Source organism: Micromonospora sp. PTRAS2 (genome assembly GCF_054052245.1).
This window is the reverse complement of record NZ_JBSWBU010000003.1, coordinates 491,635-505,002: the sequence shown is the minus strand read 5'-3', so window position 1 is coordinate 505,002 and position 13,368 is coordinate 491,635. Positions and strand designations below refer to the sequence as shown.

Below are 13,368 nucleotides of genomic sequence, written 5' to 3'. Positions count from 1 at the left end.
TGCGCCCGTACCCGGCTGGGCGGGCGCTACACCCCGACCGGGCAACGTCCCCCGAACGAGGACGAGCCGTCAGCCGGTGATGCGCCGGGCGGCCCGGCCCGCGCCCCGGATCCGCTGCCGGGGCGGCGCGGAAGCCGCCTTCGGCCGCTTGAGGTGGTACCGGTGCAGCTCGCTGCTGCCCGGCTGCGACGGGTCCTCGCTCATCCCGACCAGCTCCCAGCCCTGGTCGCCGGCCCGGTTCAGGTGCGCCAGCGCCGTGTCCCCGTACGGGGTGACGTCGACCATCGAGCCGTCCGGGCCGTACCAGACGAACACCAGCTCCCAGCCGACGTCCGTGCTGGCCGCCTGGCGGCGCCGGACCAACAGCGCGTACTCCCACTTGAGCATGGAGTCATTGTCACCCCGCCGGCCCCGGTCGGCACGCCGTCGGAGCAGGCGAGCCGCCCGGCGGCGGAGCGGCGCGAGCCGCCCGCCGTCAGTCCTCGGTGATCCGGCCGCCGTCCACCCGCACCCGCCGGTTGACGGCGACCGCGTCCAGCATCCGCCGGTCGTGCGTCACCAGCAGCAGCGTCCCCGGGTAGCCGGCCAGCGCCGACTCCAACTGCTCGATGGCCGCCAGGTCCAGGTGGTTCGTCGGCTCGTCGAGCACCAGCAGGTTCACCCCGCGCCCCTGCAGCAGCGCCAGCGCCGCCCGGGTCCGCTCGCCCGGCGACAGCGACGCCGCCGTCCGCAGCACGTGATCGGCCCGCAGGCCGAACTTGGCCAGCAGCGTCCGCGAGTCCGCCGGCGACAGCTCCGGTACGGCCAGCCGGAACGCGTCCAGCAGCGGCTGCTCGCCGAGGAACAGCCCCCGGGCCTGGTCGACCTCGCCGACCACCACCCCCGGGCCCAGCGAGGCGTGGCCCGCGTCCAGCGGCAGCCGCCCCAGCAGCGCGGCGAGCAGCGTCGTCTTGCCGGACCCGTTCGCCCCGGTGATCGCCACCCGGTCCGCCCAGTCGATCTGCAGGGTCACCGGGCCGAGGGTGAAGCTTCCCCGGCGTACCACGGCATCGCGCAGCGCGGCTACGACGGCGCCGGCGCGGGGCGCGGCGGCGATCTCCATCCGCAGCTCCCACTCTTTGCGCGGCTCCTCGACCACCTCCAGCCGCTCGATCAGCCGGTCCGTCTGCCGGGCCTTCGCCGCCTGCTTCTCCGACGTCTCCCCCCGATGGTGCTTCACGTGCTTGTCCCCGTCGGTGGCCTTGCGGCGGGCGTTGCGCACGCCCTTCTCCATCCAGGCCCGCTGGGTGCGGGCGCGCGCCTCCAGCGCGGCCCGGGTGTCGGCGTACTCCTCGAACTCGGCGCGGGCGTGCCGGCGGGCCACCTCCCGCTCCTCCAGGTACGCCGCGTAACCGCCGCCGTAGTGCCGGACGAGCTGCTGGTGCAGGTCCAGCTCCAGCACCCGGGTCACCGTGCGGGTGAGGAACTCGCGGTCGTGGCTGACCAGCACCGTGCCGGCGCGCAGCCCGGAGACGAATCCCTCCAGTCGGTCCAGCCCGGCCAGGTCCAGGTCGTTGGTGGGCTCGTCGAGCAGGAACACGTCGTAGCGGCTGAGCAGCAGCGAGGCCAGCCCCGCACGGGCCGCCTGACCGCCGGACAGGGCCGTCATCGGGTGGTCCAGGTCGACGGTGAGCCCCAGCTCGGCGGCCACCTGCTCGGCCCGCTCCTCCAGGTCCGCCCCGCCCAGGCCCAGCCAGCGCTCCAGCGCCTCGGCGTACGCGTCGTCGGACCCGGCCGCCCCGGCCGTCAGCGCCTCGGTCGCCGCGTCCAGGGCCGCCTGCGCCGCCGTCACCCCCGTCCGCCGGGCCAGGAAGTCCCGCACGGTCTCCCCGGGCCGGCGCTCCGGCTCCTGCGGCAGGTGCCCGACGGTCGCGGTGGGCGGGCTCAGCGTGACGCTGCCGGCCTCGACGGGCAGCAACCCCGCGAGGGTACGCAGCAGCGTCGACTTGCCCGCCCCGTTCACCCCGACCAGGCCGACCACGTCGCCCGGGGCGACCACCAGGTCCAGCCCGGAGAAGAGCAGCCGCTCGCCGTGCCCGGCCGCAAGATCCTTGACCACCATCGTCGCGCTCATCAGCACCCGAGCCTATCCACCGCGCTACGCGCGTAAGGAAGGGCACCTTGTTAACGCCTTTTGTATAGGAAGGGCCCCTTCCTAACACCTCGCCCGGCTGCAACTTCCTGTGGCGGAACACTCGCGGTCCGGCCGGTGTTGTGCCAGCGTCGGATCAGGTGCCGGCGCGAGACGAGGAGGTGGGTCGATGGACCTTCTGGCGGACTACCGACGGGCGACCATGTTCTTCGAGATGGGTGACGCGTCCGGGGCGGTGCGGCTGCTGGAGCCGATCGTCGAGGCCGAGCCCGGCAACTCCGCGGTGCGGCAGCTGCTGGCCCGCGCCTACTTCCAGACGGCGCAGCTCAACCGCGCCGAGGAGCAGCTGCGCGAGCTGGTCGACCGCGACCCGAGCGACCACTACGCGCACCACGTGCTGGGCCGGACGCTGGAGCGGATGAACCGCCCGGCGGACGCGCTGCGGCACCTGCGCATCGCCGCCGCGATGTACTCGACGAACACCGACTACACGACCGCGCTGCGCCGGGTGGAGAACCGGGTCAGCGGCAGCCACTGACCGCGCCGCCGGGGGAGGGACAAGGCGCCCTCTCCCCGGCGCGCGCCGCCTCCGGCTGGGTATCCCCGCCCGCTGATCAGCGCCCACGCCCGCCGCCGCGCACCAGGGGCGCCGTGACTCTTCGTGACTGCCCCTGGCATCAACTACCATCTCGTTCCCCCTTTGCTCTGCACCTACCGACGCACACCCCTTGCTGAACTGGGAATATGCGGGCCTGGGGGCGAGGAGCTGGACATGGTGGCGCTTACTTTCAGTGGCTGTTGCGCGCGTGGGTGCAGAGCAAAGGGTATGCTGGCGGTGGTGCCGCCGGGCTGGATCGCTCGCGTGGTGTCCCGCCGTGCCGCGGGCCTACCATGGGCTGCCATGGAAGCTGCGCAGGTGGTGGAGGCGGGATGAAGCTCAAGCTGGACCTGCACGACATCTTCAACAAGGGCCACGACATCGACCGCGCGCTACGCGGGATCATGGACGAGGCGGTGGCGAAGAAGGCCACCCTCGTCGAGATCATCCCCGGCAAGGGCTCCGGCCAGCTCAAGAAGCGGGTGCTGCGCTTCCTCGACCAGAAGGACGTCAAGCAGCTCTACCACCGGGTGGAGAAGGACTCGAAGAACTTTGGCCGGCTCTTCATCCACTTCCGCTGGAAGTAGTGCCGATGTTCCCGCTGGCGGGAACACCCGCAGTCAGGGCTGCCCCCTGACCAACTACGCGCCGGAGTTGTAGAGATCTTGGAGGATTTCGGCCCCTGGAGGGGCCGTTTCGCTCCAAGATCTCCCCAGGTTCGGACCCGCCGCCGACGCGGGCGGACCGGGACGACATGAGGGGTTCGCCGGGGCCCGCCCGCGGAGGGATCAAGCCTGACCGCCCGGAGCGGGCGGGCCCCGGCGAACCCCACCCCGACCAGCAACAAGGGCAGGACCTACAGCGGGTACGTGCGGGCCACCGCGAGCATCTCCGAGCTGTGCGAGCCGACCACCCCGACGTCCGCCGGCCGGGGCCGGAACCCGGGGACGGCGTCCAGCCCGTCGCTGGCGTCCATGGAGCGCAGCGCCGCCGCCCCGGTGCCGCCGGCCAGCACGAGGGTGACCTCGATTCCCTCCGGTGGCGGGGCGTGGAACACGATCCCGAAGCCCCAGGGGGTGCCGGTGGCGCGTCCGCCGGGGACCGCCTGGCCGGCCACCACCGCCGACTCGACCTCGGTCGCGCCGTCGACGTGCAGGGTGAGCAGGCGTACCGGCCGCTGCGGGGTGACCCGCACCCGCACGGTCCGCTGTTCCGTGGACCTGGTGTCGGCGAGGACCTCCAGCTTCGGCGCGGGCAGGTTCGCCGCCTGCGCCGGCCCGGAGCGCAGTTCGGTGTCGCCGAGCCCGGGGAAGTCCGCGACGGTCGTGGCCCCGTCGACGAACTGGGCCGTCCACGGCTGGGGGTCGGTCTCGTGGCTGAGCCAGCGGGCCTGGCCGGTGCCGGCGTCGAGGGCGTACATCAGGTGGGTGGGCACGGGGTGGGTGGCGTCGAAGCGGTCGACGGCGAGCCCGACCCCGGCGAACACCGCCGCCGCGAGCCCGGCGGCGACGGCCGGGAGCGCGCCGGCCCGGCGGGCGCGGGCGGCGACGAGGCCGCGCTGGCCGCCGGCCTCGGGGTGCAGCAGGTCCACCACGGGCAGCGCGGCCAGGCCGAGCAGCACCGCGAACAGCGCGGCGACGCCGCCCATCGCCATGCCGAGCGCCGGGAACAGCAGGACGACGGTCGGCAGCAGGATGACCACGGCGACCGCGCCGGCCCCGGTCGCCGCGACCACGGGCCACGGGCCGTCGATCCGCACGGTGAGCGCGATGAGCCCGGCCGCCGCGCCGGCCAGGGCGGGCAGGGTCGTCAGGTACGCCCCGCCGGGCACCAGCACCGCCAGCACGATGCCGAGTACGGCAAGCCAGCCCAGCCCGCCGATCGCGAGGGCGGCGGGGCCGACCCGGCGGCGGGTCAGCGCGTACCAGGTGAACAGGGTCGCGGCGGCGAGCGCCACCACGGCGAGCCGGTACCAGGTGGGCCGGTACGGGTCGAGCAGCTCGGCGTAGCCGGGCCGGACGGCGGTGACGCCCGCCCAGAGCAGCTGTGCGCCCAGCGGGGCGACGACGATCGGTGCCAGCCCCAGCGCGAAGCCGGCGGCGAGCCGCCCGTACGTGGTCCGGCCGCGCCGCCGGGCGAGCCAGCCGAGCGCGGCCACGGCCAGCAGGGCGGCGACGGCCAGCGGCAGGACCAGCCAGCCGGGGTAGCGGGCGAGCCCGCCGGGGACGGGGAAGTAGGTGGCGTCGTGCCCGGCGTCGAGGTCCTTGAGGTCGGCGCGGCCGAACTCGCGGGCGAGGCCGAGCGCGTTGTCGCCGTGCTGCTGGAGGCTGGCTCGGTCCATCGCAGCCGGGGTGTCCAGCGGCGTGTGGTAGACGGCCCCGCCGTCGATGTAGGCGGAGTTGAGCCCGACGAAGCCGGCCCGGTCGAGGAACGCGGTGAAGTCGGTGTCGTTGGGCAGCGCCCGGTAGATTTCCACGGCGAACGAGGTGCCGACGGGGTGTGGGGCGGCGCGGCCGAACACGTCGACGAGCTTCGCGTTGTCCCGGGACGTCTCGAACATGATCACCGGGCCGGTCGAGCCGCGCGCCTCCAGGTTGAGCACGACCCCGCCGTCGGCGGCGAGCGGATGGTCGGCGGCGAACGCGGACGCCCCGCAGAGGCACGCCTCCTCGGCGTCGGTGAGCACGAACACGACGTCGTTGCGGGGGCGGGGGCCGGCGGCCAGCGCGCGGGCCACCTCCAGGATGGTGGAGGTGCCGGCGGCGTCGTCGTTGCCGCCGGGGCCGGACTGCACCGAGTCGTAGTGGGCGACCAGGAACACCTTGCCGGTGGGGTCGGTGCCGGGCAGCCGGGCGACGACGTTGCGGACCCGGGCCAGGGTCGACCCGGCGGCGGCCCCGCTGAGCTGGCCGGCCTCCCGGGCGACGGTGTCCTGCACCGAGGTCTCCAGGCCGAGGCCGCGCAGCACGCCCTCCAGGTACGCGCGGACCTGGTCGTTGGCCGGGCTGCCGGCCGGGTGCGGCCGGGCCGCGATCGTCTCCACGGTCCGGTACGCCCGCGCGGCGCTGAACTCGTCGGCGGGGGCGTCGGCGGGGCGCGGGGCGGGGGTGTCCAGGTCGTACGCGACGGTGCCGCCGACGGCGAGCAGGGCGGCGAGCGCGGCGAGGGCGGCGAGCGGACGGCGGCGGGGGCGGGCCAGCGCCCGGTCGGCGGCGCGGGTGGGGGGCGGTGCGCCCACGGGTACTCCTCGGGGTGTGGCCGGGCCGGGCCTCGGGGTGGTGGGCCAGGGTGGGCACCATCCTGCACCGTCGGGCCCCGCGGCGGGACTCCCCGCGGCACTTGTTCCCTTTGTCCGCGCCGGGTGGTGACCGGCGGCATCCCGTCCGTGCCGGACCCGTCGTGTTGTGTGGGAGCGTTGTCTAATACAGGATCAGCAGGGCACTCGGAAGGAGCCCGACATCACCAGCGATCTCCCGCGTCCCGGTGCGGTGACGCGGCCGCCCCGGGGGGCCGGCCCTGCCGGTTCCTCCGTCGTGCCCCGGGCGTTCCCGGCCGCCGGCGGCCTGGGTCACCACCCGGTGCTGCCGCCCGGCGAGCGGCTGCGGGTGCTGCTGGTCGAGGACGACGAGGGCGACGCCTTCCTGGTCGGCGAGTTGCTCGCCGAGACCAACTCGTCGATCGACCTGCTGGTCGCGACCAGCCTGAGCGAGGCCCGGCAGCGGGTGATGGGCGTCGACTGCGTGCTGCTCGACCTCGGCCTGCCCGACGCGCAGGGGCTGGACGGGCTGCGCCAGGTCCTGGAGATGTCCAGCGGCGCGGCGGTCTGCGTGCTGACCGGGCGTTCCGACGAGCACCTGGGCATCGTCGCGGTCGCCGAGGGCGCGCAGGACTACCTGGTCAAGGGCCAGGTCGACGGGGTGCTGCTGACCCGGGCGCTGCGCTACGCGGTGGAGCGCAAGCGGGCCGACGTCAACGCGCGGCGGCTGCGCGAGGTGGAGCTGCGCCAGGCCGAGTCGGCCCGGTTGGAGCGCGGCCTGCTGCCCCAGCCGCTGATGTCGACCGACGAGGTCGCGGTGCACACGTTCTACCGGCCCGGCCGGCACGCGGCGCTCATCGGCGGCGACTTCTACGACGTGGTGCAGACCCGCCCGGACCGGGTGGACCTGATCGTCGGCGACGTCTGCGGGCACGGCGTGGACGAGGCGGCGCTGGGGGTGGAGCTGCGGGTGGCGTGGCGGGCGCTCGTGCTGGCCGGGGTGCCCGACGACGAGGTGCTGCCGGCCCTGGAGCAGGTGCTGATGAGCGAGCGCCGGCTCCAGGAGATCTTCGCCACCGTGGCGACCGCCCGGCTCGACCTGGCCGGCAACGCGGCCACGGTGCGCCTCGCGGGGCATCCGCCGCCGCTGCTGCTGTCCGGGGGTAAGGTCGCGCCCGTCCCGGCGCCGGGCGGCCTGCTGCTGGGCGTCCGCCCCCGCCGTCCCGTGGCCTTCGACCTGGAGTTCGACACCGATGACTGGTCCCTGTTGATGTACACCGACGGCCTGATCGAGGGGCGCGTCGGCGACGGCGACGAGCGGCTCGACGTCCCCGGCCTGACCGAGCTGCTCGGCGACCGGGACAATCTCGCCGTGCCGCTGGCCGAGCTGCCGGCGTGGCTGGTCGGGCGGGCCGAGCAGATCAACGGTGGCCCGCTCGCCGACGACGTCGCCATGCTCCTGGTCACCCGGGGCGGTGGCCGGTGACGGCACGCACCGCCGGCTGGACCCTGCGCCGCCGGGTCGTCGCGCTGCTCACCGTCGTGGGCGTGCTGCTGGGCGCGTCGGTGGCGGTGGAGATCGCCGTGGCCGCGAAGAACCGCGACTACACCCACTCGGTGCTCGACCGCACCGGCCCGCTGCGTGCCCAGTCGCAGGAGCTGCTCAGCGTGCTGGTCGACCAGGAGACGGCGATCCGGGGGTACGCGCTGACCGGCGACCGCCGGGACCTCGAACCGTACGTGCAGGGCGGCGAGCGCGAGCAGCAGATCTACCGGAGCATGCGCGGCCTCATCGGCGTCTACCCGGCGCTGGCCCGCCAGCTCGACGCCGTCGAGGCGGAGGCGGGCCGGTGGCGCAGCACGGTCGCCGAGCCGGTGATCCGCACCACCGAGGAGCAGGGCACCACCGCCGGGCGGGCGTTGATCACGGAGGACTCCCGGCAGCGCTTCGACGTCATCCGCAAGTCGGTGAGCCAGCTCCAGGAGGGCATCCTCGTCGAGCGCGAGAAGGGCGCCGACAACATCTACCGCACCAGCAGCATGCTGGTGCTGCTGCTGGTCGGGGCGGCCCTGGTGGTGGCGGTCGCCGGGGCGGTGCTGCTGATCTCGCTGGAGCGGATGGTGGTCCGGCCGCTGACGGGCCTGGCCGAGCAGGTCCGCGAGGTGGCCAGGGGCGACTTCCAGCACCGCATCGCCGGCTCCGGGCCGCCGGAGTTCCTGCGGCTCGCCGACGACGTGGACGCGATGCGCCAGAAGATCGCCAAGGACCTGGCCGAGGTGCGGGAGGCCCGGGAACGCATCGAGTGGGTCAACAGCCAGCTCCAGAAGCAGGCCGAGGAACTGGTCCGGTCCAACCGGGACCTGGAGCAGTTCGCGTACGTCGCCTCGCACGACCTGCAGGAGCCGCTGCGCAAGGTGGCCAGCTTCTGCCAGCTCCTGCAGCGCCGGTACGCGGGGCAGCTCGACGAGCGCGCCGACCAGTACATCGCGTTCGCCGTGGACGGCGCGCAGCGGATGCAGCGGCTCATCAACGACCTGCTGGCGTTCTCCCGGATCGGGCGGCTCACCACCGGCTTCACCGAGGTCGACCTCAACGGGGTGATGGGCGACGTGGCGGGGCAGACCGAGGCCGCCCGGCAGTACGCCGACGGCGAGCTGACCTGGGACGCGCTGCCGACGATCCGGGGCGAGGAGCCCCTGCTGACGAACCTGCTGGCCAACCTGGTCAGCAACTCGATCAAGTTCCGCCGCCCGGACGTGCCGCCGAGGGTGCACGTCTCCGCGCGGCTGGTGGGCGACGAGTGGGAGATCAGCTGCCAGGACAACGGCATCGGCATCGAGCCGGAGTTCGCGGACAAGATCTTCGTGATCTTCCAGCGGCTGCACTCCAAGGACGCGTACCCAGGCACCGGCATCGGGCTGGCGATCGTGAAGAAGATCGTCGAATACCACGGCGGCCGGGTCTGGGTGGACACCGACACCGCCGAGGGCACCGCGATCCGGTTCACCCTCCCGGCGCTGCCCGAGGACGTGGAGGCGGCCGCGCGGGCCGCCGAGCAGCCGCCGGCCGGCGAGGCGACGGGCGACGAGGCGGCGGGCGACGAGGCGACGGCGGGCGACGAGCCGGCGACCGGCGAGGCGGCCGGGGCCGACCCCGTGGAGGGCGGCGCGCCGGTCGAGCCGGCCGACGACGACGGGGCCCGGGTGGAGGTGCCCCGGCCACGCGGCGCGCGGGCGGAGGGGACCGACGGGACCCAGGACAGCGACGGCACGAAGGAGGCGGTGGGATGACCGCGCCCGCAGACGGCAAGAGCCCGATCGAGGTCCTGCTGGTCGAGGACGACCCGGGCGACGTGTTGATGACCCAGGAGGCGTTCGAGGAGCACAAGCTCCGCAACCGGCTGACCGTCGTCTCCGACGGCGCGGAGGCTCTGGCCTACCTGCGCCGGGAGGGCAAGTACGCGGACGCGGTGGCGCCGGACCTGATCCTGCTCGACCTGAACCTGCCCCGCCGGGACGGTCGGGAGGTGCTGGAGGAGATAAAGCAGGACGAGCAGCTCTGCCGCATCCCGGTGGTGGTGCTGACCACCTCCCAGGCCGACGAGGACATCCTGCGCAGCTACCAGCTGCACGCGAACGCGTACGTCACGAAGCCGGTCGACTTCGAGCGGTTCATCGCGGTGGTCCGGCAGATCGACGAGTTCTTCGTCAGCGTGGTGAAGTTGCCGCCGCGTGGCTGACCTCACCGACACCCTGACCGACGACGTCGCCGAGCTGCTGCACCGCGCGGCGACGGACGTCGTGCTGCCCCTGTTCCAGCAGCTGGACGACGCCGACGTGACGGAGAAGGCCCCCGGTGACCTGGTCACCGTCGCCGACCAGCGGGCCGAGGAGCTGATCAGCGCCGGGCTGCGCCGGCTGCGCCCCGCTTCGGTGGTGGTCGGCGAGGAGGCGGTCGCCGACGACCCGTCCCTGCTCGGGCATCTGCGCCCCGGCGGGGCCGGCGGGCACCTGAGCGGCGGCGGCGACGTCTGGCTGGTCGACCCCGTCGACGGCACCGCCAACTTCGCCGCCGGCAGGCGCCCGTTCGCGCTGATGGTGGCGCTGCTGACCGGCGGGGAACAGGTCGGCGCGTGGGTGCTGGACCCGCTGGGCGGGACCCTGGCCGTCGCCCGCGCGGGCCACGGCACGACGGTGAACGGTGTGCCGGTGCGCATCGGCGACGCCGTGCCGCCGCCCGGCGAGCTGCGCGGCACGGCGATGACCCAGTTCCTGCCGCCGAAGCTGCGGCGGCGGGCCGAGGCCGGCGGGGAGCGCATCGGCGCGCTGCTGCCCGGCCAGCACTGCGCCGGTCGGGAATACCTCGACATGCTCGTCGGCGAGCAACAGTTCGTGCTCTTCTGGCGCACCCTGCCGTGGGACCACGCCCCCGGGGCGCTGCTGGTCCGCGAGGCCGGCGGGGTGGCCCGCCGGTTCGACGGCAGCGACTACCACCCGGCCGAGGACGCGCCGGGGTTGCTGGTCGCCGCGAACGAGCGGGTGTGGGCCGAGGCCCGCGAGGCATTGATCCTCGACTGAGATCCGTGGGAGCCTCCGCCGGGGCGTCCGCCGCCGTCCGGTCCGGTATCCTGACCGGCGGTCTCCGCCAGCGGGCCGTCGCCCGGCGTCGGTGGGGGCCGCCGCGCACCACCGGGAGCCGGTGGTCGAGGGAAGGGACGCCGCCGTGCCCAGGACCAGCCTCATCCGGCGTCGCGGCCGGGGGCCGCTGACCGTGCTGCTCGTCGCCGTGGCGCTGCTGCTCGGCGTGGGCGCCGTGCCGGCCGCCGCCGAACCCAACGAGGGCGGCACGAAGAAGCTGCGCGAGGCGCTGGAGTCCGCCGCCAAGGGACACATCGAGGCCAAGGCGAAGCTCGACAACTCCAAGCGCCGCCAGCAGCTGCTCACCACCCAGCTCAAGACCGTCGAGACCCGGCTGGTGGGGCTGACCGCGCAGGTCGGCGAGGTGGCCGCGCAGTCGTACCGGCTGGGCCGGATGACCGCGCCGGCGCTGCTCATCCAGTCGGTGTCCCCGGAGGCGTTCCTGAACCGCGCCGTCGAGCTGGACGTGATGGCCCAGCGGGACAGCCGCCGGTTGCGCGAGATGATCGAGACCCGGGACGAGGCGAACCGCGCCAAGATCGCCATCGACGCCGAGGTGCGGGAGCAGCAGAAGCAGCTCGCGGCGCTGGCCAAGAAGAAGCGGGAGGCCGAGACCGCGCTCGCGGCGGTCAGCTCCGGCAGCGGCTCCGGGTTCAGCGGCGGCTCCGCCTCGGCCAAGCCGGCCCCGCGCAACTCCGACGGCAGCTGGCCGTCCGAGTCCTGCTCGGTCAACGACCCGACCACCTCCGGCTGCATCACCCCGCGCACCCTGCACGCCCTCCAGCAGGCCAAGGCCGCCGGCTACAAGCGGTACGTCTCCTGCTACCGCAGCGGCGGCAGCGGCGAGCACCCCAAGGGGCGGGCCTGCGACTTCTCCGCCGCCACCAACGGCTTCAAGGACGAGACGGCCACCGGTGGCGACAAGGCGTACGGCGACAGCCTGGCCAACTACTTCAAGAACAACGCCAGCCGGCTCGGCGTGCTCTACGTGATCTGGTACAGGCAGATCTGGATGCCGAACACCGGATGGCGGGCGTACAGCGGCAGCGGCAGCCCCGCCGCCGACCACACGAACCATGTTCATCTCTCGATGTACTGACCCGGGGGCCCAGCTTCGCTGCGTACCATCGCGACGGTGAGCAGCTCATCGTCGCCCGCCGCCGTCGCGCAGGCGCGGCCCGCGCCGCCCCCCGCCCGCGCCCTGCCCAACGGTCTCGCCGCGTTCCTGGTCTTCTTCTCCAGCGGGGCGGTGCTCGTGCTGGAGACCGTCGCGCTGCGCCTCGTCGGCCCGTACGTCGGGGTCACCCTGGAGGTGACCAGCTCCGTCATCGGCATCGCGCTGGGCGCGATCGCGTACGGGGCGTGGACGGGCGGCTGGCTGGCCGACCGGCGGGACCCGCGCGCCCTGATCGCCCCGGCGCTGGTGCTGGCCGGCATCGCCACGGCCGTCACCCTCCCCGTCGTCCGGTACGCGGGCGAGGTGCTGCGCGGCGGGGCGGCCAGCGCCGTGCTGCTGCTCACCGCGCTCGCCGTGTTCGTGCCGGCGGCGCTGCTCGCGGCGGTCACCCCGCTCGTGGTGAAGCTCCAACTCGCCGACCTGCGCCGCACCGGGCAGGTCGTCGGCCGGCTCTCCGGCATCGGCACGCTGGGCGGCATCACGGCGACCCTGCTGACCGGCTTCGTGCTCGTCGCCGCGCTGCCCAGCAGCGTCATCCTGCTCGCCCTCGCCGTGCTGCTCGGCGGCACCGGGCTGGGGCTCGGCGCGTACCTGCACCGGCAGGGGCGGGCGGGGCTGGCCGGGGCGGGGGCGGGGCTGCCCGGCCCGGGCCGGACGAAGGCCGTCCTCGCGGTGCTCGGGCTGGCCGGGGCGGGACTGACCACCATCGCCCCGAACCCGTGCGACGTGGAGACGGCGTACCACTGCGCGTCGGTGGAGACCGATCCCGGCCGGCCGTCCGGGCGGACGCTGCTGCTCAACTCCGCCCAGCACTCGTACGTCGACCTGGCCGACCCCACCCACCTGGAGTACGCGTACACGCAGTGGATCGGCGCGGCGGCCGACGTGGCCGCCCCCGCCGGGCAACGCCTGGACGCCCTGCACCTGGGCGGCGGCGGCTTCACCGTGCCGCGCTACCTGACCGCCACCCGGCCCGGCACCGACAACGCGGTCTTCGAGATCGACGGCGGCCTCGTCGAGCTGGACCGCCGGGAGCTGGGCGTGCGCCCCGGGCCGGGCCTGCGCATCGAGGCCGGCGACGCCCGGGTGCTGCTCGACGCGGAGCCCGCCGACAGCCGCGACCTGGTGGTCGGCGACGCGTTCGGGCACCTCGTGGTGCCGTGGCACCTCGCCACCCGGGAGATGGCCGCCGGGATCAACCGGGTGCTGCGCCCCGGCGGGATCTACGTGCAGAACGTCATCGACTACCCGCCCGGCCGGTTCGTCCGCAGCGAACTGGCCACCGTCGCCGCCGCGTTCCGGCACGTCGCCCTGGTCGCCCCGCCCGACGCTGTCGCCGGCCGGACCGGCGCGAACTTCCTCATCGTCGCCTCCGACGCGCCGCTGCCGCTGGCTCCGCTCGCGGGCCGGGTCAACGCCCTGCCCGAGGCGGCGATCGTGCTCGCCGGCGACGTGCTGACGTCCTTCGTCGGGGACGCGCTGGTGCTCACCGACGACTACGCCCCCGTGGACCAACTGCTCGCTACCGCCTGAAAGGGTGAAACCCTGACCGATTCTGACCGTGCGGG

General features: G+C 74.4%; 11 protein-coding genes. 8 read left to right on the top strand and 3 right to left on the bottom strand.

Annotation, left to right across the window (positions count from 1 at the left end; all coding sequences use genetic code 11):
* Positions 1-69 precede the first annotated feature (69 nt).
* Both ACVMYR_RS13150 and ACVMYR_RS13145 read right to left on the bottom strand, forming a co-directional pair.
* The gene (locus ACVMYR_RS13150) at positions 70-387 is read right to left on the bottom strand and encodes a hypothetical protein (protein ID WP_091276614.1); all 318 of its coding nucleotides are present in this window, start codon (positions 385-387) and stop codon (positions 70-72) included.
* An 88-nt stretch (positions 388-475) separates the two neighbouring features.
* Positions 476-2,113: an ABC-F family ATP-binding cassette domain-containing protein gene (locus ACVMYR_RS13145; RefSeq protein WP_457121898.1), complete on the bottom strand. Its 1,638-nt coding sequence runs from the start codon at positions 2,111-2,113 to the stop codon at positions 476-478.
* 187 nt (positions 2,114-2,300) lie between these two features.
* On the opposite strand from ACVMYR_RS13145, the gene ACVMYR_RS13140 reads away from it, so the two are divergent.
* Both ACVMYR_RS13140 and ACVMYR_RS13135 read left to right on the top strand, forming a co-directional pair.
* Positions 2,301-2,669 carry a tetratricopeptide repeat protein gene (locus ACVMYR_RS13140; protein ID WP_396791315.1) on the top strand — a complete coding sequence of 123 codons (369 nt, stop codon included), beginning with the start codon at positions 2,301-2,303 and terminating at the stop codon, positions 2,667-2,669.
* A gap of 392 nt (positions 2,670-3,061) precedes the next feature.
* Positions 3,062-3,316, top strand: a complete 255-nt coding sequence (locus tag ACVMYR_RS13135) for a Smr/MutS family protein (protein WP_099849438.1) — start codon at positions 3,062-3,064, stop codon at positions 3,314-3,316.
* A gap of 269 nt (positions 3,317-3,585) precedes the next feature.
* Here the strand turns inward: ACVMYR_RS13135 and ACVMYR_RS13130 are convergent, their stop codons facing one another.
* Positions 3,586-5,967 carry a M28 family peptidase gene (locus ACVMYR_RS13130; RefSeq protein ID WP_457121897.1) on the bottom strand — a complete coding sequence of 794 codons (2,382 nt, stop codon included), beginning with the start codon at positions 5,965-5,967 and terminating at the stop codon, positions 3,586-3,588.
* 295 nt (positions 5,968-6,262) lie between these two features.
* Between ACVMYR_RS13130 and ACVMYR_RS13125 the strand changes: the two genes are divergently transcribed.
* From ACVMYR_RS13125 to ACVMYR_RS13100, 6 genes are all read left to right on the top strand, one after another.
* Entirely contained in the window at positions 6,263-7,471 is a 1,209-nt protein-coding gene (locus ACVMYR_RS13125; RefSeq protein ID WP_091276606.1) for a PP2C family protein-serine/threonine phosphatase, read from the top strand.
* Positions 7,468-9,276 carry an ATP-binding protein gene (locus ACVMYR_RS13120; protein ID WP_396791311.1) on the top strand — a complete coding sequence of 603 codons (1,809 nt, stop codon included), beginning with the start codon at positions 7,468-7,470 and terminating at the stop codon, positions 9,274-9,276. Before ACVMYR_RS13125 ends, ACVMYR_RS13120 begins: the two co-directional genes overlap by 4 nt.
* Positions 9,273-9,725, top strand: a complete 453-nt coding sequence (locus tag ACVMYR_RS13115; RefSeq protein ID WP_077938233.1) for a response regulator — start codon at positions 9,273-9,275, stop codon at positions 9,723-9,725. The genes ACVMYR_RS13120 and ACVMYR_RS13115 overlap by 4 nt, the downstream gene beginning before the upstream one ends.
* Positions 9,718-10,563 carry an inositol monophosphatase family protein gene (locus ACVMYR_RS13110; protein WP_077938234.1) on the top strand — a complete coding sequence of 282 codons (846 nt, stop codon included), beginning with the start codon at positions 9,718-9,720 and terminating at the stop codon, positions 10,561-10,563. Before ACVMYR_RS13115 ends, ACVMYR_RS13110 begins: the two co-directional genes overlap by 8 nt.
* Before the next feature lie 145 nt (positions 10,564-10,708).
* On the top strand, positions 10,709-11,722 hold the full coding sequence (locus ACVMYR_RS13105; protein WP_228987022.1) for a coiled-coil domain-containing protein: 1,014 nt from the start codon (positions 10,709-10,711) through the stop codon (positions 11,720-11,722).
* Positions 11,723-11,758: 36 nt separating this feature from the next.
* Positions 11,759-13,333 (top strand): fused MFS/spermidine synthase, encoded by a 1,575-nt coding sequence (locus ACVMYR_RS13100; RefSeq protein WP_228987021.1) that lies wholly within the window; start codon positions 11,759-11,761, stop codon positions 13,331-13,333.
* Positions 13,334-13,368 lie beyond the last annotated feature (35 nt).

Coding starts and splice junctions, on each gene's coding strand:
- ACVMYR_RS13145 (WP_457121898.1), bottom strand. CDS start 2,113: ATGAGCGCGACGATGGTGGTCAAGGATCTTGCGGCCGGGCACGGCGAG.
- ACVMYR_RS13140 (WP_396791315.1), top strand. CDS start 2,301: ATGGACCTTCTGGCGGACTACCGACGGGCGACCATGTTCTTCGAGATG.
- ACVMYR_RS13115 (WP_077938233.1), top strand. CDS start 9,273: ATGACCGCGCCCGCAGACGGCAAGAGCCCGATCGAGGTCCTGCTGGTC.
- ACVMYR_RS13150 (WP_091276614.1), bottom strand. CDS start 387: ATGCTCAAGTGGGAGTACGCGCTGTTGGTCCGGCGCCGCCAGGCGGCC.
- ACVMYR_RS13135 (WP_099849438.1), top strand. CDS start 3,062: ATGAAGCTCAAGCTGGACCTGCACGACATCTTCAACAAGGGCCACGAC.